A 20,916-nucleotide genomic window follows, 5' to 3' on the forward strand; every position below is an offset into this window, starting at 1 on the left:
AAATATGGCTCGTATTGCAGGAGTAGATATTCCTCGTGATAAACGTGTGGTCGTTTCACTTACTTATATCTATGGTATTGGTAACACGACTGCAAAACAAATTTTAGCTGACGCTGGCGTGTCTGAAGAAGTTCGTGTTCGTGATTTAACGAATGAACAAACAGATGCTATCCGTGCAGAAGTTGATAAATTAAAAGTTGAAGGTGACCTTCGTCGTGAAGTGAACTTAAACATCAAACGATTGATGGAAATCGGTTCTTACCGTGGGATCCGTCATCGCCGTGGATTGCCAGTTCGTGGACAAAACACGAAAAACAATGCACGTACTCGTAAAGGCCCGTCTAAAACAGTCGCAGGCAAGAAAAAATAATTCCTAAGTGAAGGAGGTTAAAACTTCATGGCAGCAAAAAAAGTGAGTCGTAAACGCCGTGTGAAAAAGAATATTGAAGCGGGTATTGCACATATTCACTCAACATTCAATAATACAATCGTAATGATCACTGATACTCATGGTAATGCATTAGCATGGTCATCAGCTGGTTCATTAGGTTTCAAAGGAAGCAAAAAATCTACTCCTTTTGCCGCTCAAATGGCAGCAGAAACAGCTACCAAAGCAGCAATGGAACACGGATTAAGAACTGTTGAAGTAACAGTTAAAGGACCTGGTTCTGGACGTGAAGCAGCAATTCGTTCATTACAAGCAGCAGGTTTAGAAGTGAGTGCGATCCGTGACGTGACTCCAGTCCCTCATAATGGATGCCGCCCTCCAAAACGCCGTCGTGTTTAATGAGTGCTGCTCATTTTGAGTGTAACAAATACGTCATTGAACAAGACACTTTTCGTTTTGAAAGGGGTAATAGATAAGAATGATTGAATTCGAAAAACCAAGAATCGCAAAGATTGATGAAGACAAATATTATGGCAAGTTCATCGTGGAACCTCTTGAAAGAGGCTACGGAACTACACTAGGAAATTCCCTACGTCGTATTTTATTATCTTCTTTACCTGGTGCGGCAATCACCAATATTCAAATCGATGGAGTTTTACACGAATTCTCAACTGTTAAGGGTGTTCGGGAAGACGTTGCTCAAATCATCTTGAATATTAAAGGTCTTGCATTGAAAATGTACGGGGATGAAGAAAAGACCCTTGAAATTGATATTTCAGGACCTGCTACAGTAACTGCTGGCGATATCATCGTTGATAGTGATGTAGAAATCCTTAACAAAGATATGTATATCTGTACCGTTTCTGAAGGTGCTACGTTCCATGCTCGCTTAACAGTGAAACCTGGCCGCGGCTACGTTCAAGCGGACGAAAACAAAAAAGAAGACATGCCGATCGGTGTTCTTCCAGTCGATTCAATCTATACACCAGTACGTCGTGTCAACTACCAAGTAGAAAACACACGTGTCGGTCGTCGGGATGATTTCGACAAATTAACGATGGAAATATGGACTGATGGCTCAATCGAACCATTGGAAGCAATGAGTTTGTCTGCGAAGATCATGACTGAACATTTAGACATCTTTGTTAACCTAACGGATGAAGCGAAAAACGCTGAAATCATGGTTGAAAAAGAAGAAACACAAAAAGAAAAAATGTTGGAAATGACCATCGAAGAATTAGACTTATCTGTTCGTTCATACAACTGTCTAAAACGTGCAGGAATCAATACTGTACAAGAATTGACAAACAAATCTGAACCAGAAATGATCAAAGTAAGAAACTTAGGCCGTAAATCTCTTGAAGAGGTCAAAGTGAAATTACATGATTTAGGTTTAGGACTACGTAAAGACGATTAAACCGTTTTCGATTACGTTAGTTCGGTTCGTCTGACCGATACAACATTCGAAAGTGAAGGAGGGAAACCACGTGAGTTATCGTAAACTAGGACGCACATCTAGCCAACGTAAAGCGATGTTGCGTGATTTGACAACTGATTTATTCATTAACGAACGTATCGTTACGACTGAAGCTCGTGCGAAAGAAGTTCGTTCAACTGCAGAAAAAATGATCACTTTAGGTAAACGTGGTGATTTGCATGCACGTCGTCAAGCAGCAGCATTCGTTCGTAATGAAGTTGCAAGTGTACGTGAAGAAAACGAAGAAGTAGTTATTGAATCAGCATTACAAAAATTATTCAATGATATCGCTCCTCGTTACACAGATCGCCAAGGTGGATATACTCGTATCTTGAAAACAGAACCAAGACGCGGAGATGCTGCACCAATGGTTATCCTAGAACTTGTTTAAAATCACACTTATCATCACTTTATAGATGTTTACTAAGAGTGTTATGATGTTGGAAGAAACTTTCCGAGTCTAGCTCAGCGCCTACACCTCGATGTATTTCGAGGTGTACGCACTCATCATAAAGTGCTTTTTTTTTACTTTCGATTACCTGTCAAGACAGGTGATGGCAAGTGAAAAAAAGATCTGGAGACAAATCGTGCGTGAATCATTGAAAAACGTGCGCTTTTTTGGTAGTGTTAGAAAGAATTAATCGCAAATGAAGGAGTCTATCATGAAGCCAATCATTGAATTGAATGCTATTACTGTGCGTTATAGCGAAGAAGAGCGTGCCGCGTTAAATAACGTATCCTTTTCCATCAACAAAGGGGAATGGGTGGCGTTGATCGGCCATAACGGCTCTGGTAAATCAACTTTAGCAAAAACCATCAATGGCTTGATCTTGCCACAAGAAGGCAGTGTTTCTGTCGGCGAATTGCCTTTGAATGAAGAAAATATCTGGAATATTCGAAAAATGGTCGGTATGGTCTTTCAAAACCCTGACAATCAATTCGTTGGTTCGACGGTGGAAGATGATGTGGCTTTCGGTTTGGAAAATCAAGGAATCCCGCGAGAAGAAATGCTGGTTCGTGTCAAAGACGCTCTGGAACAAGTACGGATGAGCGAGTTTGCGACCCGGGAACCCGCGCGTCTTTCTGGTGGTCAAAAACAGCGGGTAGCCATTGCTGGCGTCGTTGCATTGCGCCCAGATATCATCATTCTTGATGAAGCCACTAGTATGCTAGATCCAGAAGGCCGTGAAGAAGTGATCGCAACGATCAAAAAAATCAAAGAGAAAAACAATTTGACCGTGCTTTCGATCACCCATGATATCGATGAAGCAGCCAATGCCAATCGGGTGCTGGTGATGCGTCAAGGAGAGCTCGTCCGCGAAGGGACACCCGCAGAGATTTTTTCTGCAGGTCCAGAACTGATTGAGCTAGGCTTAGATCTGCCATTTCCTGAAAAATTAAAGGCGGCACTAAAACAGCGGGGCGTCACGGTACCGCAAGCGTACTTAACTGAAGAAGGGATGGTGGATTGGCTATGGACATCCGTTTTGAACAAGTAGGATTCACCTACCAACCGCATTCTCCGTTTGAACAACGGGTTTTGTTCGATATCGATTTAGAGATCAAAGAAGGCTCTTATACCGCCTTAGTCGGTCATACAGGGAGCGGAAAATCTACGTTGCTGCAGCACTTGAATGCATTATTAAAACCAACGACTGGCACGGTCACGATCGGTGAGCGAGTCATCAAACCCGAGACAGACAACAAAAATCTAAAACCGTTACGTAAAAAAGTTGGGATCGTTTTTCAATTTCCTGAATCCCAATTATTTGAAGAAACCGTGGCGAGAGATATCGCTTTTGGACCGAAAAACTTTGGGGTCTCCGAAGAAGCAGCCAAAGGATTAGCCCAAGAATACATTCAATTGGTAGGTTTAGATGAAAGTTTTCTGGAACGTTCACCATTTGACCTTTCAGGGGGCCAAATGCGCCGTGTAGCGATTGCTGGGGTGTTGGCTATGGAACCAGAAGTTTTGGTCTTAGACGAGCCGACAGCGGGCTTAGATCCACAAGGACGCAAAGAGATGATGGAAATGTTTGATCGCCTGCATCGGGAAAAGAACATGACGATCATTTTAGTGACCCACTTGATGGATGATGTGGCAAACTATGCTGATTATGTCTATGTGTTAGAAAAGGGCCGTCTCGTCAAAGCCGGCACGCCGTCCGTTGTGTTTCAAGATACTGCCTGGTTGCAAGAAAAGCAGTTAGGGGTACCGACAGCAACCGCATTTGCGGAGCAACTCCAAGCCAGAGGATTGGCATTTGAGCAGTTGCCGCTAACGGCTGATGAACTGGCAGATGTTTTAGTAGCAAAGGGGGCGACTGCCCATGATGAATAAACTGATTTTCGGTCGTTTTATTCCCGGGGACTCCTTGATCCACCGTTTAGATCCACGGGTCAAATTGATTGCTAGTTTTTATTTTATCGCGATTATCTTTTTGGCAAATAATTGGCAAAGCTATTTATTAGCGGGGGTTTTTACGCTTTTTTGTATCTCCTTTTCAAAAATTGATTTTGGCTTCTTTATTCGCGGCGTACGTCCTTTGATTTGGCTGATTTTGTTTACCGTGGCGTTACAGATTTTATTTACTACCGGCGGCGACGTCTACTGGTCTTGGTGGATCTTTAACATCACAGAATTTGGTGTCCAAAACGGGATTTTTATTTTTTGCCGTTTTGTTTTGATCATTTTCATGTCGACCTTGTTGACGTTAACGACACCCCCATTAGAGCTTTCAGATGCGATCGAATACATTTTGCGTCCTTTAAAAGCGATCCGGTTCCCTGTCCATGAAATCTCACTGATGCTGTCGATTGCGTTGCGCTTTGTGCCGACCCTGATGGATGAAACAGAAAAAATTATGAATGCTCAGCGTGCCCGCGGGGTCGATTTCGGTGAAGGGGGACTGTTGCAGAAGATGAAGGCGATCGTTCCTTTATTGATTCCTTTATTTGTCAGCAGCTTTAACCGTGCGGAAGATCTAGCTACCGCTATGGAAGCCAGAGGCTATCAAGGCGGCGAAGGGCGTACCAAGTATCGTATTTTGCACTGGCATCAACGGGACACATTGGTTGTCATCGTTTTTGCGCTCTTTACAGTAGCATTAGTGTTCTTAAGAGGATAATCGAAGACCTATGATTGAAGTCAACCCACGAAAGGTTCTTAACGAAGCAACGAGGCTGCTGGCGATCCCAGCGGCTGGTTCGAAAAGGCCTCTCGATCGATCAGACTTTTCTCATAGGCCTTTTTTTGAAAAAATAGAAAGAAACAGGTGATTCAATGGTCCGCTATAAAGCGACGATCGCTTATGATGGCACGAATTTTCAAGGATTTCAGCGTCAACCCAATGGACGAACGGTTCAAGAAGAGATTGAAAAGACATTAACGAAGATGAACAATGGGCAGCCGATCCAGATTCATGGCTCTGGCCGCACCGATGCGGGGGTCCATGCGCAAGGGCAAGTGATCCACTTCGATTTCCCTCAAAAGCGTCCACTGGAAAAAATGCGCTTTGGTTTAGATACCCAAACGCCAGAAGATGTTGCGGTAAAATCGGTGGAGATCGTTGACGATACCTTCCATGCCCGCTACTTAGTCATTGAAAAAACCTACCAGTTTCGGGTAGATATTGGGAAACCCCGCAGTCCTTTCCGCCGCCATTATGCCAGCTATTATCCGTATCCGCTAGATTTGGAAAAAATCCAACGAGCGTTGCCAGATTTTTTAGGCACCCATGACTTTACCAGTTTTTGTGCGACGGGCAGTTCCGTCGATGACAAAACACGGACGATCCATGAGGCGTCCATGGCGGTCAATGACGCTGGAGATGAGTTGATTTTTACCTTTCGCGGCGATGGATTTTTGTATAAGATGATTCGGATCATGGTGGGCACATTGCTGAAAATCGGCAATGGACGCCTCGCACCTGACAGTATTCCTGCAATCATTGCGCAAAAAGACCGAAATGCGGCAGGACCCACAGCTCATCCAGAAGGATTGTATTTGGTTCACGTTGCCTATGAATAAGGAAAAACACAAGCTTCGCTGCTCTTATCCAACAAGAGAAAGCGAAAGCTTGTGTTTTTATTTTTTCTCAGGCAAAACAGGGGTAGTTTCTTGCCAATCTTCAGTCCTTGCCGCCGCGTTTTTAGATGCTGCAGTAGTGGGGTTTTTTTCTAAAGTACTGGCAGCGACTAAGGCGGCGATGGCTACTAAAAATGCGAAAAGCAAGTAAAGCAGCCAGCTCCAAGCAACGTGATAGCGATTGCCGATGCCTAAAAAGACCATTTGACCGACGGGTCCCCCTAGCATCACGATGGTGGAAAAGATCCCGCTGCTGATGGCGAGATGTTCTTCATCGATCTCACGAATCAGATGTGCCGAAAAGCGGGGATTGATTTTCCCAATCAGGTAGCCTTCAGCAAAGAGCAGCACAATCATGAGCCAACGGTTATGCAGGAAGAGAAAATTCAAGGTCAACAGACATAAAACGAAAGCGGTATACGTAATCAAGCGAACCAGACCGGTATTCTTGAACCAGTCGGCAGCAAACAAGGCACCGGCGACCATACCGATCGAAGTAGCGATACCTGCCATCGCAACGGTGTTACCATAAGTGGCAAACCAAAGCGCAAGGTCATCCAACAACTGGAGATTTAGTAGACCGCTCGTACTAGCGGCTAAGGTATTGATCAATAAGGCAAATAGGATCATCTTTTTAAGAAAAGCCGTACCAGTCAATAATTTAAAGGTTTCCGAGAAATTCTGAAAGAGTGGTGTTGGTGCTTGATTGATTTTCCCAGGCACCGCATAAAAGAGCGAGCGGTTCCAGAAAATCACGATTGTGGCTAAGAAAAACGTCACGGCATTGATCAAACCAAAAGCGGCAAAATTATTATTCAGTAAAACGATCCCCCAAGCACCGATCCCTTGAAAGACGATTTGAACGGTGGTTTGACACGCCATTTGAAAACCCATGGCACTGTCTAAGGCGTCAGCAGGCACAAGACGGCGAACATAGGGCAACTGTAACCCAGAACAATAAGCGCCCAAACAATCAGATACAATGTTGATGCCTAGCAAAAGGAAGAAAGACCATAAACTAGGCGGCAATTGGATCAAAAAAGTGAGTGCTACAAAAAGTACTCCTTGTAATAGTCGACTGCTGATCATCCATTGCACTTTGTTTTTGGTACGATCAGCTAGATAGCCCGTCAGGATTCGTAAGAGATCAGGGACCAGCAGGGCCATGGAGGCTAAGGAAACAGCAAGGGCATTAAAGGGTAATGTACTGGCATAAACTACAAAGACGATATTAAATAAACTCATGCCGATGCCGCTGAGCAAGGCGGCGTTGACTAAGGCACGATAGCCTTTGTTTTGTTGATATTCTTTCATCGAAATCATCCTTTCACGTTCTACGTTGTAAAATCAGTATAGGATGCTTTATACTAGGAAGAGAAAATATTCCACTATAGTGGAATTTAAATGTACCAGGAGCATACCAGAGGTTACTGTCACGAGTGGCTAACAGCTAAAAGAGTGGCATATAAATAGGGTACCGTAGATTTTGTTCCTCAATATTTTATAGGGTTGAATCTAAATTTGAATCTAAATATAGTAGCATTTAATTGCAGAGTTTCATTCGTAAAGCAAGATTGGTTTGGCGTTTGCAGATCGATCGCTGTGAGGAGGATGGTTATGGAAGAAGGAAAACTGTACCGACAATTGCGCAAAGAGCGCGGCTATACGATCGCTCAAGTGGCGGATGAACAAAACAGTCGCTCGTTTATCAGTAAATTTGAGCAAGGTGCTTCAAGTATCAGTATTCATCGATTGGAACGCCTATTAGAAAATATCCATGTTACGGTGGAGGAGTTTTATTATTTACGTGCACAACAAAAGGGCGTAAAAAGTCACGACAACCTGATGAGTTTCCCTAGCTATATGACGAGCGAATTTATGGATTTACTGGATCGAATCTTAGGGATCAACAAAGAAGCTTACTTGAGTAACGCCCACGCCCAGCGAAGCAAAGAAGGGCTGGAGGAAATGCGCAGCGAACTGATCGCCGCTTCCAAACAGCATTCTTTTGTTTTTCTGTACCTTGAGATTACAAAGGAGATACATGAAATCAATCTCTCAGGTTCTAAACCCGACCGCTCACCCGATGAATATATGGAAAAGCTACGCATCAAAACCCGACCCGTCATCTCCTACCTTATGAAAGTAGACAACTGGGGCGTCTATGAGATTTTGCTGTTTCGCTATTTTCAATTCTTGTTTCCTGTCGAAACCTCCTATCACTTACTGCAGGTTGCTATTTCACGGACCAAAAAAGAACAAGGTTTGTCCATGATGCGAGAAATACAAATGGATTTGATTTTTAGTTGTTTTACGACGTTTGTCAATTTTCGCCGTCTGGAGTGGGCAAAAGAGGTGTTGACCATTGCGGAGGAATTATTGGCAGATCGCGGAGACATGCTAAACAGCACGCATCTCCTTTGCTATCAAGGATGGTATTGGTATATTTATGGAGATCAAGAAAAAGGACTGTTGAAAATCGACCAAGGGCTTTCGATCTTTCGCATCTTGAAACAAACCAAAATGGTTAAATTATGGGAGCGATCGTTGCACTCCATCAAGAAAAATGCGGAAGAACCTAACAGTTATCTTATGTTTCGCTAAACGCTCTAAGGGCTAGGTATTTGGCCCCCGAATCGAAGGGGACCTAGTCGATAGTGGATGCTAAGACCACTAGAGCGAACAGCTGCGGAACCCCAGCACAAAAAAAGAACCAAACTCACCGATCATTGAGGGACACCCATAAGTCAGCGTTTGCTCTAACTTAAGGGGATCACCTCAAAGGGACGAGTTGGTTCTTTTTCGATTAGTTTTCTGGCGCTTGATCCATGAGTTGACGTTGTTCGGCCAAGACTTGCTTTTTGGCTACTTGTTTCTGGTAAAACCAAGCAAACAAGATAAACAATGCGATGCAGCCGAAGAACAAGAAAACACCGATAACAAAGCCTTGCGGCAAGAAGGACAGTTCCAAGTGATGGCTACCACTTGGGATCGTCACACTGATAAAGCCGTCTTGAAAGGCCGTGATTGGGACTTCTTTGCCATCAAGCGTAGCAGTCCAGCCCTTGTCATAAGGGATGGTCGTCACAAGCTGCTGCTCTTTTTCAGTCGTGATATCGGCTTTGGCACTGCGTTTGCCGACAGTCATAGCGACCCCTCGATCTTGGATCGCATCAATTGCTTGTTGGTAGGCGTTGGTATCCAAGGTGACGACTTGCGGGTTTTGGAAGGAGATCTCAGGTGTTCCGTAGAAGCTGACGGTGAATTGAACCGTCGTATCGGTCTCGTAGTGCCCTAAGTCGTAGTATTGACCATTGATACTGATTTGCGTTTCTCGCTGCTGGCCGTTGACTGTTACGGTGGCAGATGAGCTTTCCAATTCTCCGAAGTTGGCAGGGAAGAGACTCAAGTACGCTTGCGAGTTCGCCGGAACCTCCACTTGCCAAGTCACTTCTTTTGCGACATTGCTTTCTTGCTCGGTAAATTTCATATACATGCCGTCATTGGTGATATCTGTATTTTTACTATGGATCACCGTGATCGGCTGAAAGGCAAAATACTCTAAATTTAAATCGGCCAAGCCGTTGAAAAGATTTTTCTGGCTCGTCAAGTTGTCGTTTTGCGGCTGTTCAATCGATTCGATGGTCGGTTCAGCCAAGAAACCTAAAGGTAATGCATTTTGATTTTCATAGAGCTTGTATTCACCAGATTCCCCGACTCGTTGAAAGCCGTATTTGGTGAGATTTGGCTTGGAGATATTGTATTTGATTCCTGTAAAAGCATCCATCAGCAAGGTATTATTCGGATAGCGGATATTTAAATTGGTGCCGCGGGACCGAAAGCCCAGTTTGTCCAGGTAGCTTGAAGAATTGCGGTTACGGATCGAAGAAAACATGCTGACCCCGCTGTAGCCATAATTGATACTGTCGTTGGAAGAAACAGGGTCAAGGTTTTCTAATCGGAAAAAGGTATCATTGTCGTCGTTGGCTTGAGTGACTAGTTTTTTGATGTCCGGATAAGGTTCTGTATACAAACTGCGAGAAGCATAGTTCCAATCATTCAAAATTCCGCGAACCATGCCGCTGGTATTGACGGCCATTTCTCCGCAGACGAAGATCAGCATCAAGATCGTCACTCGTTTTTGTGTTAAAAGACCTAATTGCCCGAACCCAATACATAACAAGTAAAGAACAAAGAATACGATCGTTAGCGCAAAAGAAGTAGCGGAAACATATTCATAGGTTCCAGGTCCTTTCAATGCGTAGGAGAGGGCAAACACCACGATCGTAGAAAGACCAATAATGAGAAACAATCCACGATCTTTTTGCTGCAGCTGCTCCCACCCGTATCCCGCCAGCATGATCACTAAGAAGGAGAACAAATAGGCATAACGGAAAAGGAACATATTTGGGGCATGCATCCCGTGCCAAAAAAGATTCATCGGCACGATATAAAAACTGGCAATCAAAACAGCAAACATGCCAGCGTATAAGAATTTATCCTTCAAGCGGATTTTCTTCGAAACAAAATATAAAATACATAACAGCAACGGCAATAAGCCGATATAGATGAAGGGAATGGAGCCGTATTTTGTTGTATCGTATACTCCAATCATGTTTTTCATTACAAGGTCAAAGACATCGGTGGCTTCGGTTTTAAAGGAAGAAATCGTCGTCAACTCTTCCCCGTTCGACCGCAAATCCAGCAGGGCAGGTAAGATGATCACCATTGAGGCGCCCCCTGCTAACAAGGAGGTGATGCCGTAAGGGATGATCGCCCCGTGAGCTTGTTTCCAGTTGCGGCCCAATTGGACCAAGAAATACATCACGGAAAAGAGACCAATCATAAAGCCCATGTAAAAACTGGATAAAAATAACAGCAAGTAGCTGATAAACAGCACGACTGGTTTTTTCTTTTTCACTAAACGGTCAATGCCTAAAATCACCAGTGGCAGATAGATCATGGCATCAAGCCACATGATCAGTTCCGAATGGGCGGTGATGAAGGACATCAAAGCATAACAGACGGCTAAGGTCACGTGTTGCCAACGTTGGATCTTAAAGGTTTGGCTGGCATAAAACCAAAACGCCAAGCCCGCACTGCCGATCTTGATCAAGGTCAAAAAGTACAGCGCATCTGGCATCAGCTGATTCGGGAATAACAAGACCAGGGGAGTGAAGATCCCGCCTAAGTAATAGGAGATCAATGCCAGATAATTTAAGCCTAAGGAGGCGTTCCACGTATAAAAGATACTTTGCTTGCCTAAGAGCATATTGCGGAAGCTGGCATGAAAGTTTGAGAATTGCGAAAAGGCATCACTGGCTAAGACGCTGCGGCTGCTGCCGGGGTAGATGCCAATGGTCAAATAGATCACTGCCATGATAAGAAACGGCAAGAAGAAACTAGCAAGCATATAAGGCCAATGTTGTTTGGCAAATGTTTTTATTTTCGTCACAAGAAGTCACCTGTTCTTTATCAATTTTTTCTTAGTTTACCACAGGTGAATCGATTAAAAAAACAAAGACCTATTTTCTTTAATGAAAACCTAAGTGAAAGCGCACCAAAGAAAAAAGGGTACAAAAAAAGCCGTTCAAAACGAACGGCCGAAAAGGTCTAATTATACGCGCTCAACTTTTCCAGATTTCAAAGCACGAGTTGACACCCAAACTTTTTTAGGTTTTCCGTCAATCATAACGCGAACTTTTTGCAAGTTAGGTTTCACAGTACGTTTTGTCGCATTCATTGCGTGAGAACGATTGTTTCCACTTGTAGTTTTACGTCCAGTAAAGTAACAAACTTTAGCCATGTGGTTATTTCCTCCTTTGCCTTGATGTTGGAGCGCTATTTCAGCTCATACCATCTGAATTTATCACAGAAAGGTGAAAAAAGCAAGAGTAATTTTCAAGAAACATTGACTTTTCCCGGTAAACATTGTAAATTAAACAAGGTCGAAATGCAAGACGTTTGGTCAGAAAGCCCCTTTTCATATGACTCATCCTTTTATTTGCGGTACAGCTATGATAAAATATGTAAGAAGAAAGATGGGTCATGCCCATTGAAGGAGGCTATAAAATGGCTGTAAAAATTCAAACCTCATCAGGTATTATTGAAATCAGCAATGAAGTCATTGCAACAGTGGTCGGAGGCGCAGCAACAGATGTGTTCGGCATTGTTGGTATGGCTAGCAAGAAACAAATCAAAGATAACATCAATGAAATTTTACGAAAAGAAAATTATTCTCGCGGTGTCGTTGTCCGCCAAGAAGAAAACGGCATTGCAGTGGATGTATACACGATCGTCAGCTATGGAACAAAGATTTCCGAAGTTTCCCGCAACGTGCAGGAAAAAGTGAAATACAACTTAGAAACGATGCTAGGTGTATCTGCGAACTCGGTAAATGTATTTGTTCAAGGCGTACGTGTACTGCCAGATTAGGCAAGGGATCCGTTCATGGCGGATGATTTTAAGGAGGACTATCTAAGTGAAGGTAACGAATATCAGCGCAAGTCAGTTTCAAGAAATGGTGCAGGCAGGCGCGGCTCGTCTACAAGTTAATGCAGAGTTTGTCAACTCATTGAATGTGTTTCCTGTTCCAGATGGAGATACCGGGACAAACATGAATCTATCCATGACCAGTGGAGCAAAAGCGGTCGCAGATGCGACTTCAGAAAACGTCGGCGATCTTGCCGCTACACTTTCAAAAGGACTATTGATGGGCGCACGTGGGAATTCCGGCGTCATTTTGTCTCAATTATTCCGCGGTTTTTCTAAAGCAATTCCAACCGTAGAAACACTCACTGCACCAGAATTGGCTCAAGCCTTTACTCATGGAGTAGAAACCGCCTATAAAGCAGTCATGAAGCCTGTGGAAGGAACCATCCTGACTGTGGCACGCATCGCCGCTGAATATGGCGAGAAAAAAGCCCAAACCACTGATGATTGTATCGAAGTCATGAAAGCAGTGGTTCATGGCGCAAAACGGTCATTGGCGAAAACCCCTGATCTATTACCGGTTTTAAAAGAAGTCGGTGTGGTAGATAGTGGCGGTCAAGGCCTGTTGTTTATCTATGAAGGCTTCTTAAATGCATTGACCGGGGAATACCCAGCCGATGAAATTTTTGAACCATCTCCAGCTGCAATGGATGAAATGGTCAATGCGGAACATCATCGCAGTGTCCAAGGGCAATTAGCGACTGAAGATATCACTTTTGGTTATTGTACAGAAATCATGGTGAAAATTGGTGAAGGTCCGACCGTTGATAGTGAATTCGATTATGAAACATTCCGTAATTACTTAAACGAGTTGGGAGATTCCTTATTAGTGGTCAACGACGATGAGATCATCAAAGTCCATGTTCACACGGAACATCCCGGCGAAGTCATGAATTATGGGCAAAAATTTGGTTCATTGGTGAAAATCAAAGTCGACAACATGCGCCTTCAGCATGAAACAATCTTGGAACACGATCAGCAAGAAGCAAAACCAGCACCAGTAAAACGTCCGCGGACACCATTTGCGATCATTGCGATCGCGGCGGGGGAAGGCTTGAAAGAATTGTTTACTAGCCTAGGCGCTTCTTATGTCATCAGTGGTGGCCAAACGATGAACCCAAGTACAGAAGACATTTTGGTGGCAATCAATGAAGTCAATGCTGATCAAGTGATCGTCTTACCGAACAACAAAAATATCTTTATGGCGGCGCAGCAAGCAGCGGAAGTTTCCGAGATTCCAGTAGCGGTTGTTGAAACACGGACGATCTCTCAAGGGATGACGGCGATGCTGGCATTCCACGAGCAGTCCACACTAGCTGAAAATCAGCAAGCCATGACCGATGTCTTAGCAAGTGTTGTCAGCGGATCAGTGACTCATGCGATCCGTAATACATCAATCGATGGCATCGAAATCACAGAAGGCGACTTCTTAGGAATGGTCGACGGCAAAATCGTTGTTTCTGTTCCTGATCGTTTCTCTGCTTCTATGACTACCTTAGAAAAAATGATCACAGAAGATACTGAGATCGTCACCATCATTATCGGTGAAGAAGGCAAAGCCAAAGAAGCAGCCAAAATCGAAGAAGCGATCGTTGAACTGCATCCTGAGATCGAAGTAGAGATCCATCAAGGAGATCAGCCGGTTTATCCGTATCTTTTCTCAGCAGAATAAACAAATTAGGCGGCGGGGGCAAAAATCGTAGATGATTTTTGGCTCCGTCTTTTTCTATGAATGCAGGAATCTCTGCAATAAATAAAATCACTTTGGAAAAGGAGGGTACCTATGCTGAATCAGCCACTTACGGTATTAAAGGGTGTCGGAGAAAAACGCGCCCAAGACTTGGCGAGTTTAGGAATCGAAACCATCGAAGACCTGCTAAAGTATTATCCGTTTCGTTATGAAGACATTCAAGAACGGCAATTAGCGGAGATTCAAGACCAAGAAAAAGTAACGATCAAGGGGATCGTCGTTTCCCCGCCGGTCGTCAATCGCTTTGGCTATAAAAAAAGTCGGTTGCAATTTCGCATGATGCAAGACCACGATGTCTTTAATGTCTCCTTTTTCAATCAGCCTTATTTGAAAGATAAAGTAGAGGTCTCAGAAGAGATCGCCGTCTATGGCAAATGGGACGCCAAACGCAAAGGACTGACGGGGATGAAAATTCTTGGCAGCAAGAGCGCAGAAGACTTTGCCCCCATTTATCATGTCAATAAAGCCGTGCGTCAAAGTGTGTTGATCGAACTGATCAAACAGGCATTCCTTGATTTTGGTGATCAGATCACAGAGATCTTGCCTTTGTCATTGATCGAAAAATATCGCTTGTTGGATCGGAAATCCGCGATGTTTGCGATGCACTTTCCTAAAGATCCCCAAGAGAGTCATCAAGCGAAGCGGCGGGTGATTTTTGAAGAGTTCTTTTTGTTCCAGATGCAGATCCAAGGACTGAAGAAAAGCGAAAAAGCCGAGAAAAACGGCTTGGCGATCGATTATGATGTGCAACGCTTGAAAGAGTTTACTCGTAAACTGCCCTTTGAATTGACGAATGCGCAAAAGCGCGTGACCAATGAAATCTGCCATGACCTGAAAAGTCCGCAGCACATGCAGCGACTCTTGCAAGGAGATGTAGGAAGCGGGAAAACAGTCGTGGCGGCGATCGCCCTCTATGCTACGATGACGGCTGGCTTTCAGGGCGCACTGATGGTGCCGACTGAGATTTTGGCCCAGCAGCACCTAGAGAGCTTGAATCAACTCTTTGACCCCTTAGAAGTGACCACCGCTCTTTTGACAGGCTCGACCAAACCAAAAGAACGGCGGGTCATCTTAGAACAATTAGCAGTTGGGGAGATCGACATCATCGTTGGGACCCATGCGCTGATTCAAGAAGGGGTAGACTTTGCACATCTTGGCTTAGTCATCACCGATGAACAACACCGTTTCGGGGTCAATCAGCGAAAAGTCTTACGGGAAAAAGGCTATCTTCCTGATGTACTCTTTATGACCGCCACGCCGATCCCTCGTACGCTAGCGATCACGGCTTATGGCGAAATGGATGTTTCGGTGATCGATGAGATGCCGGCAGGACGGATTCCTGTAGAGACGCGCTGGGTCCGACCGCCGCAGTTTGAATCGATCTTAGAGTGGGCGCAAAAAGAATTGGCACAGGGGCATCAGATGTATGTCATCTGTCCTTTGATCGAAGAATCCGAAATGCTGGATGTCAAGAATGCCACGGAGATTTATGAGCAGCTGCAAAGTTACTTTTCTCCTACTTATCAAGTGGGAATGCTGCATGGGAAAATGAAGAATCAAGAAAAGGACAGCATCATGGAAGCCTTCAAAGAAAATCAACTGCAGATCTTGGTTTCCACGACAGTCATCGAAGTAGGTGTCAATGTCCCTAATGCGACAGTGATGCTGATCATTGACGCTGATCGCTTCGGGTTAGCCCAGCTCCACCAATTACGTGGACGGGTAGGACGCGGCGCCGATGCTTCTTACTGTATTTTGATCGCGAACCCGAAAAATGAGACGGGGGTCGAACGAATGAAGATCATGACAGAAACCACCAATGGCTTTATAGTCAGCGAAAAAGACTTGCAGTTGCGGGGGCCAGGAGAAGTCTTCGGCAATCGACAATCGGGCTTGTCAGAGTTTGCGGCTGCCGATTTAGTCGCGGATGCCCACATTCTAGAAGTGGCTCAAGTTGAGGCAACCCAGCTTTGGCAAAAAAATGGCTGGCAGCTATTGCCGGAATTCACGGCGTTGGCGAACTATTTAGCAGCAAAAAAAGCAGACAAACAATTTTTTGATTAAAGAATATGCTATACTGATTGGGAAAATGAAGGGAGTGGCAGCGAGATGCGGATTGCTGTTGATGCAATGGGCGGAGACAACGCCCCAAAAGCGATCGTAGAAGGGGTTATGCTGGCGAAAAAAGATTTTCCAGAGATTGAATTCCTCCTTTACGGAAAAGAAAATGAAATCAAAAAATACATGACGGATGATAAAAATGTCACTATTATCCACACAGATGAAAAAATCAATAGTGATGATGAACCTGTTAAAGCAATCAGACGAAAAAAAACGGCCTCAATGGTCTTAGCGGCACAAGCAGTGAAAAATGGCGAAGCAGATGCGATTTTTTCAGCCGGAAATACCGGTGCTTTATTAGCGGCCGGGTTGTTCATCGTTGGTCGGATCAAAGGGATCGACCGTCCCGGATTGATGTCCACAATGCCAGTGATCGGCAAAGATGCTGGCTTTGACATGCTGGATCTAGGCGCTAATGCCGACAATAAACCAGAACATTTGGCAAACTATGCCGTCTTAGGGTCCTTTTATGCCCAAAAAGTTCGCGGGATCAATCGACCAAGGGTCGGCTTGTTAAATAACGGAACGGAAGAAACCAAAGGCAGCGAATTGACGAAAAAAGCCTTTGAACTGCTTTCGCAAGACCCTACGATCCATTTTATCGGCAATGTCGAGGCTCGGGAATTATTGGATGGTGCAGCTGACGTCGTCGTGACAGATGGCTTTACTGGAAATGCTGTTTTGAAATCGATCGAAGGAACTGCCTTGAACTTAATGGCGTTGTTGAAGCAATCGATTCTTGATTCAGGTACCAAAGGGAAATTAGGGGCGTTGTTACTGAAGGATGCGTTGCGAAAAGTAAAAAATGAGATGGATTATGCGAAACATGGCGGGGCCGTATTATTTGGTTTGAAAGCACCAGTCATCAAAACCCATGGGGCGACAGGACCAGAAGCGGTAGCGTACACCATCAAGCAGATCCATACGATGCTAGCAACAGATGTTGTGGCCCAATTAGTCGCCCACTTTGAAGAAATGCCGACTGCAAAAGACGAAACGCAATCATAATGCAATCATTGTAATGAAATTGCAAAAATATCTAGACAAAAAGCATAGAAAGCAGTACAATGTTTGTTAGCCATTCTATGTTTTGTGCAAACGCGTGGAGGTGAAGCCAGTTGACACGAGATGAAGTATTCAAGAAAGTTGCGGTCGTGATCGCCAATCATTTTGAAATTGACGCAGAGAACGTAACGGATACGATGAGCATTAAAGACGACTTGAACGCTGATTCGATCAGTGTGATGGAATTCGTCCTTGAACTAGAAGATGAATTTGGTACAGAGATTTCTGATGAAGATGCCGAGCAGATCGAAACAGTCGGTGGAGCGGTTGATTATATTTCAAGCCATCTTGCTTAAGACAGACATAAGAGCTAAGTCCTAGATGACTTAGCTCTTTCTTTCTCATAATTGATCCGCCGTGATTTGGGCGGCTTTTCTTCAAAAATGCAATCAAAAAAACGATGGTTAAACCTGACATAGCGGCGTTGGAAGCGTAATGTAAATTTTCTGAAAATTCAGTGTTTTAAGTTTTCTGGGACTTGCATTATTGTTAGCATTTCTATATAATTATTAAGAATATATTATACAATGTTAAGAAAGCTTTTGGAAATGAAATGCATGTTCCTTCTTTTTTTACATTAAAACGCAAGACATCTTAGAAAGTAGAGAGGGGTATTCGATTGTCCAGAGATAATCAATTACTAGATGTTCAAAACCTTCACACAGGTTTTCGTATCAAAGACGATTACTATGACGCAGTAGATGGTATTTCTTTTACACTGGATCGTAATGAGATCTTAGCAATCGTAGGAGAATCTGGTTGCGGAAAAAGTACGTTAGCTACAACGATCATGGGGCTACATGACCCAAACAACACGAAAATCACTGGAGAAATCTTATATAAAGATTTAAACTTGTCAAACTTAAACGAAACGTTATACAACAAAATTCGCGGAAATGATATTGGGATGATTTTCCAAGATCCGTTGTCTGCACTGAATCCGTTGATGCGGATCGAAGACCAAATCAAAGAAGGCTTGTCTTATCATACAGATATGAATGCCGAACAGCGCCAAGCACGGGCATTAGAATTATTAGAACAAGTTGGGATCCCGAATCCACCGCGAGTAGGACGTCAATACCCTCATGAATTGTCAGGTGGGATGCGTCAGCGGGTCATCATTGCGATCGCGATTGCTTGTAAACCACCAATCATTATTGCCGATGAACCAACGACCGCGTTGGACGTGACGATCCAAGCACAGATCCTTGATCTACTAAAAGATTTGCAAGAAGAAACGCAAACGGGGATCATTTTGATCACCCACGATTTAGGTGTCGTAGCAGAGATGGCCGACCGAGTAGCCGTAATGTACGGGGGACAGTTTGTGGAAGTCGCAACAGCCGAAGAGTTGTTTGCCAATCCGAAACATCCATACACCCGCTCACTGCTTAACTCGATCCCTCAAGAAAACTCACAAGACAGTGAACTGCATGTGATCGAGGGCGTGGTTCCTTCCTTGAAAAATATGCCTCGGACCGGTTGTCGGTTTGCCGCACGGATTCCTTGGATCGCTGAAAGCGACCACGAAGCAAACCCAGTCTTGCATGAAGTAGCACCTGATCATTTGGTCCGTTGCACATGCTACAAGCATTTTCATTTTAGAGACGAAGAAGGAGAAGTGTAGATGACAGAATTAATTACAATCAAAGATCTGAAAGTCCACTATCCTATTCGCAGCGGATTCTTCAACCGTGTCACGGACCATGTGTATGCCGTTGACGGTGTGGACTTCATCATAGAAAAAGGAAAAACCTACGGATTGGTTGGTGAGTCTGGTTCTGGTAAATCCACGACGGGTAAAGCCATCGTTGGGTTAGAAAAAATCACCAGTGGCGAAATCATTTATGATGGGCAAGACGTGACCAAACGTTCCGTCCGCAAAAAAATGAACTACAACAAAGATGTCCAAATGATTTTCCAAGATTCAATGTCTAGCTTGAATCCTAAAAAACGCGTGGTAGACATTATCGCAGAACCATTGCGCAACTTTGAACGCTTAAGCGATCAAGAAGAGAAAACACGTGTGAAAAGTTTGTTGGATATCGTTGGGATGCCAGAAGATGCCCTATACAAATATCCTCACGAGTTCTCTGGTGGACAACGTCAGCGGTTAGGGGTTGCCCGCGCGGTAGCATCCAATCCAAAACTGATCGTTGCCGATGAGCCGGTTTCAGCCCTTGACTTATCCGTTCAAGCGCAGGTACTGAACTTTATGAAACGGATCCAGCAAGAATTTGGCTTAAGTTTCTTATTTATCTCTCATGACTTAGGGGTCGTAAAACACATGTGCGACAATATCGCCATCATGTACAAAGGCCGCTTCGTTGAGATCGGGACACGGGAAGACATCTACCAAGACCCGCGTCACATCTATACAAAACGTTTATTATCAGCGATTCCTCAAATCGACGTAAAAAATCGCGATGCTCACAAAGAAAACCGTCGCAAGGTCGAGTTGGAATATGTGACCCATCAAAAAGATTACTACGACGAATCTGGCAGAGTGTATGACTTGCGTAAAATCACCGAGTCGCACCAAGTCGCATTGAAAAACGGGGGTGCTGAATAATGTGGAAAACAATTCTACGTCGTTTGTTGTTGATGATCCCGCAAGTCATTATTTTGAGTATCTTGATTTTCTTGATCGCACAAGCAATGCCTGGGGATCCATTTACTGGTTTGATCAATCCAAACCAAGATCCAGCTGTTATTGAGCGGATGCGTGAAGCCGCTGGTTTGAATGACCCATGGTATACCCAGTATTTCCGTTGGATCGGAAATGCCTTAAAAGGGGACTTTGGACAAAGCTTTATCTATAAATTGCCTGTTTCAACATTATTAGCAGGACGTATCAGCAATACATTGTGGTTATCTTTATTGACGGTCATTTTGACTTACGTGATTGCCATTCCTTTAGGGATGTGGGCAGGACGTTACCAAAATTCATTGCTTGATAAAGTCGTCGTTGTTTACAACTTCTTCAGTTTCGCCGTACCGTTGTTTATCTTTGCGTTGATCGCATTGTTCATCTTCGGTTACCGATTGGCTTGGTTCCCAACGGGTGGTTCCGTTGCACCGGGGGTCAGCGGCATGGCTGAGTTTTGGAGTCGTTTGTATCACCTACTATTACCGGCAATCACTTCTGCATTATTAGGAACAGCAGTGACGATCCAATACTTGCGAAGTGAAGTCATTGATTCGAAATCATTGGATTTCGTTCGTACCGCTCGTTCAAAAGGGGTACCAACGAATAAAGTCTTCTCACGTCACGTTTTCCGGAATGCATCGTTGCCGATCGCATCACAAATGGGCTACGAGATCACGTCATTGATCGCAGGTTCTGTGGTCATTGAGAAAATCTTCGCCTACCCAGGTGTCGGAAAACTGTTTATCGATAGTATCGTCCAACGGGACTATGCCGTGATCACTTCACTAACATTGATCTTAGGACTAGCGACCTTGATCGGTACGCTACTGTCAGATATCATCATGAGTATTGTCGATCCAAGAATCAGAATCCAGTAATAGGAGGG

At 44.1% G+C, this 20,916-nt stretch carries 20 protein-coding genes; 17 read left to right on the forward strand and 3 right to left on the reverse strand.

Going from position 1 to position 20,916, the window contains the following annotated elements; translation table 11 throughout:
- Nucleotides 1-4 precede the first annotated feature (4 nt).
- The 8 genes from rpsM to truA all read left to right on the forward strand — a co-directional run bounded on the left by rpsM (nucleotide 5) and on the right by truA (nucleotide 5,895).
- The gene (gene rpsM / locus A5870_RS14990) at nucleotides 5-370 is read left to right on the forward strand and encodes a 30S ribosomal protein S13 (protein WP_005227102.1); all 366 of its coding nucleotides are present in this window, start codon (nucleotides 5-7) and stop codon (nucleotides 368-370) included.
- 27 nt (nucleotides 371-397) lie between these two features.
- Nucleotides 398-787: a 30S ribosomal protein S11 gene (gene rpsK, locus A5870_RS14995; protein ID WP_005227104.1), complete on the forward strand. Its 390-nt coding sequence runs from the start codon at nucleotides 398-400 to the stop codon at nucleotides 785-787.
- Between the two features lie 79 nt (nucleotides 788-866).
- A complete protein-coding gene (locus tag A5870_RS15000) occupies nucleotides 867-1,805 on the forward strand; it encodes a DNA-directed RNA polymerase subunit alpha (RefSeq protein WP_086293757.1) in 939 nt (312 codons plus the stop codon).
- A 70-nt stretch (nucleotides 1,806-1,875) separates the two neighbouring features.
- The gene (gene rplQ, locus A5870_RS15005; protein WP_003128038.1) at nucleotides 1,876-2,256 is read left to right on the forward strand and encodes a 50S ribosomal protein L17; all 381 of its coding nucleotides are present in this window, start codon (nucleotides 1,876-1,878) and stop codon (nucleotides 2,254-2,256) included.
- 271 nt (nucleotides 2,257-2,527) lie between these two features.
- Nucleotides 2,528-3,364 carry an energy-coupling factor ABC transporter ATP-binding protein gene (locus tag A5870_RS15010; RefSeq protein WP_005227109.1) on the forward strand — a complete coding sequence of 279 codons (837 nt, stop codon included), beginning with the start codon at nucleotides 2,528-2,530 and terminating at the stop codon, nucleotides 3,362-3,364.
- Nucleotides 3,340-4,206: an energy-coupling factor ABC transporter ATP-binding protein gene (locus A5870_RS15015; protein WP_005232516.1), complete on the forward strand. Its 867-nt coding sequence runs from the start codon at nucleotides 3,340-3,342 to the stop codon at nucleotides 4,204-4,206. The genes A5870_RS15010 and A5870_RS15015 overlap by 25 nt, the downstream gene beginning before the upstream one ends.
- Nucleotides 4,196-4,993 (forward strand): energy-coupling factor transporter transmembrane component T family protein, encoded by a 798-nt coding sequence (locus A5870_RS15020; RefSeq protein WP_086293759.1) that lies wholly within the window; start codon nucleotides 4,196-4,198, stop codon nucleotides 4,991-4,993. The genes A5870_RS15015 and A5870_RS15020 overlap by 11 nt, the downstream gene beginning before the upstream one ends.
- 155 nt (nucleotides 4,994-5,148) lie before the next feature.
- On the forward strand, nucleotides 5,149-5,895 hold the full coding sequence (gene truA, locus A5870_RS15025; protein ID WP_077453904.1) for a tRNA pseudouridine(38-40) synthase TruA: 747 nt from the start codon (nucleotides 5,149-5,151) through the stop codon (nucleotides 5,893-5,895).
- Nucleotides 5,896-5,952: 57 nt separating this feature from the next.
- On the opposite strand, the gene A5870_RS15030 is transcribed toward truA, so the two are convergent.
- On the reverse strand, nucleotides 5,953-7,266 hold the full coding sequence (locus A5870_RS15030; protein WP_086293761.1) for an MFS transporter: 1,314 nt from the start codon (nucleotides 7,264-7,266) through the stop codon (nucleotides 5,953-5,955).
- 303 nt (nucleotides 7,267-7,569) lie between these two features.
- On the opposite strand from A5870_RS15030, the gene A5870_RS15035 reads away from it, so the two are divergent.
- A complete protein-coding gene (locus A5870_RS15035) occupies nucleotides 7,570-8,556 on the forward strand; it encodes an Rgg/GadR/MutR family transcriptional regulator (protein ID WP_086293763.1) in 987 nt (328 codons plus the stop codon).
- Between the two features lie 202 nt (nucleotides 8,557-8,758).
- Here A5870_RS15035 and A5870_RS15040 read toward each other — a convergent pair whose 3' ends face one another.
- Together A5870_RS15040 and rpmB are read right to left on the reverse strand one after the other, a co-directional pair.
- Complete coding sequence (locus tag A5870_RS15040) at nucleotides 8,759-11,407, reverse strand: YfhO family protein (protein WP_086293765.1); 2,649 nt, start codon at nucleotides 11,405-11,407, stop codon at nucleotides 8,759-8,761.
- Nucleotides 11,408-11,569: 162 nt separating this feature from the next.
- Nucleotides 11,570-11,758: a 50S ribosomal protein L28 gene (gene rpmB, locus A5870_RS15050; protein ID WP_003128045.1), complete on the reverse strand. Its 189-nt coding sequence runs from the start codon at nucleotides 11,756-11,758 to the stop codon at nucleotides 11,570-11,572.
- Between the two features lie 266 nt (nucleotides 11,759-12,024).
- Between rpmB and A5870_RS15060 the strand changes: the two genes are divergently transcribed.
- The 8 genes from A5870_RS15060 to opp4B all read left to right on the forward strand — a co-directional run bounded on the left by A5870_RS15060 (nucleotide 12,025) and on the right by opp4B (nucleotide 20,908).
- Nucleotides 12,025-12,387, forward strand: a complete 363-nt coding sequence (locus A5870_RS15060) for an Asp23/Gls24 family envelope stress response protein (protein WP_005227125.1) — start codon at nucleotides 12,025-12,027, stop codon at nucleotides 12,385-12,387.
- A 46-nt stretch (nucleotides 12,388-12,433) separates the two neighbouring features.
- Entirely contained in the window at nucleotides 12,434-14,116 is a 1,683-nt protein-coding gene (locus A5870_RS15065; protein WP_086293769.1) for a DAK2 domain-containing protein, read from the forward strand.
- Between the two features lie 111 nt (nucleotides 14,117-14,227).
- The gene (recG, locus tag A5870_RS15070; protein ID WP_086293771.1) at nucleotides 14,228-16,258 is read left to right on the forward strand and encodes an ATP-dependent DNA helicase RecG; all 2,031 of its coding nucleotides are present in this window, start codon (nucleotides 14,228-14,230) and stop codon (nucleotides 16,256-16,258) included.
- Between the two features lie 45 nt (nucleotides 16,259-16,303).
- Nucleotides 16,304-17,323, forward strand: a complete 1,020-nt coding sequence (gene plsX, locus A5870_RS15075) for a phosphate acyltransferase PlsX (protein WP_077453897.1) — start codon at nucleotides 16,304-16,306, stop codon at nucleotides 17,321-17,323.
- A gap of 110 nt (nucleotides 17,324-17,433) precedes the next feature.
- The gene (gene acpP / locus A5870_RS15080) at nucleotides 17,434-17,676 is read left to right on the forward strand and encodes an acyl carrier protein (protein WP_005227129.1); all 243 of its coding nucleotides are present in this window, start codon (nucleotides 17,434-17,436) and stop codon (nucleotides 17,674-17,676) included.
- A 323-nt stretch (nucleotides 17,677-17,999) separates the two neighbouring features.
- A complete protein-coding gene (locus tag A5870_RS15085; protein ID WP_086293773.1) occupies nucleotides 18,000-19,007 on the forward strand; it encodes an ABC transporter ATP-binding protein in 1,008 nt (335 codons plus the stop codon).
- Nucleotides 19,008-19,952 (forward strand): ABC transporter ATP-binding protein, encoded by a 945-nt coding sequence (locus A5870_RS15090; RefSeq protein ID WP_077453896.1) that lies wholly within the window; start codon nucleotides 19,008-19,010, stop codon nucleotides 19,950-19,952. It abuts the gene before it with no gap.
- Nucleotides 19,952-20,908, forward strand: a complete 957-nt coding sequence (opp4B, locus tag A5870_RS15095) for an oligopeptide ABC transporter permease (RefSeq protein ID WP_086293775.1) — start codon at nucleotides 19,952-19,954, stop codon at nucleotides 20,906-20,908. Before A5870_RS15090 ends, opp4B begins: the two co-directional genes overlap by 1 nt.
- The last annotated feature ends 8 nt before the right edge of the window (nucleotides 20,909-20,916 follow it).

The organism is Enterococcus sp. 2G9_DIV0600 (assembly GCF_002140615.1).
Classification (GTDB): domain Bacteria; phylum Bacillota; class Bacilli; order Lactobacillales; family Enterococcaceae; genus Enterococcus_D; species Enterococcus_D innesii.

Excerpts from the sequence above, each read along its gene's own strand:
- plsX (WP_077453897.1), top strand. The coding sequence starts at position 16,304 with ATGCGGATTGCTGTTGATGCAATGGGCGGAGACAACGCCCCAAAAGCG.
- A5870_RS15030 (WP_086293761.1), bottom strand. The coding sequence starts at position 7,266 with ATGAAAGAATATCAACAAAACAAAGGCTATCGTGCCTTAGTCAACGCC.
- A5870_RS15090 (WP_077453896.1), top strand. The coding sequence starts at position 19,008 with ATGACAGAATTAATTACAATCAAAGATCTGAAAGTCCACTATCCTATT.
- rpmB (WP_003128045.1), bottom strand. The coding sequence starts at position 11,758 with ATGGCTAAAGTTTGTTACTTTACTGGACGTAAAACTACAAGTGGAAAC.
- recG (WP_086293771.1), top strand. The coding sequence starts at position 14,228 with ATGCTGAATCAGCCACTTACGGTATTAAAGGGTGTCGGAGAAAAACGC.
- rpsM (WP_005227102.1), top strand. The coding sequence starts at position 5 with ATGGCTCGTATTGCAGGAGTAGATATTCCTCGTGATAAACGTGTGGTC.
- A5870_RS15035 (WP_086293763.1), top strand. The coding sequence starts at position 7,570 with ATGGAAGAAGGAAAACTGTACCGACAATTGCGCAAAGAGCGCGGCTAT.
- opp4B (WP_086293775.1), top strand. The coding sequence starts at position 19,952 with ATGTGGAAAACAATTCTACGTCGTTTGTTGTTGATGATCCCGCAAGTC.
- A5870_RS15060 (WP_005227125.1), top strand. The coding sequence starts at position 12,025 with ATGGCTGTAAAAATTCAAACCTCATCAGGTATTATTGAAATCAGCAAT.
- A5870_RS15000 (WP_086293757.1), top strand. The coding sequence starts at position 867 with ATGATTGAATTCGAAAAACCAAGAATCGCAAAGATTGATGAAGACAAA.
- rpsK (WP_005227104.1), top strand. The coding sequence starts at position 398 with ATGGCAGCAAAAAAAGTGAGTCGTAAACGCCGTGTGAAAAAGAATATT.
- A5870_RS15020 (WP_086293759.1), top strand. The coding sequence starts at position 4,196 with ATGATGAATAAACTGATTTTCGGTCGTTTTATTCCCGGGGACTCCTTG.
- A5870_RS15010 (WP_005227109.1), top strand. The coding sequence starts at position 2,528 with ATGAAGCCAATCATTGAATTGAATGCTATTACTGTGCGTTATAGCGAA.
- A5870_RS15015 (WP_005232516.1), top strand. The coding sequence starts at position 3,340 with ATGGACATCCGTTTTGAACAAGTAGGATTCACCTACCAACCGCATTCT.
- truA (WP_077453904.1), top strand. The coding sequence starts at position 5,149 with ATGGTCCGCTATAAAGCGACGATCGCTTATGATGGCACGAATTTTCAA.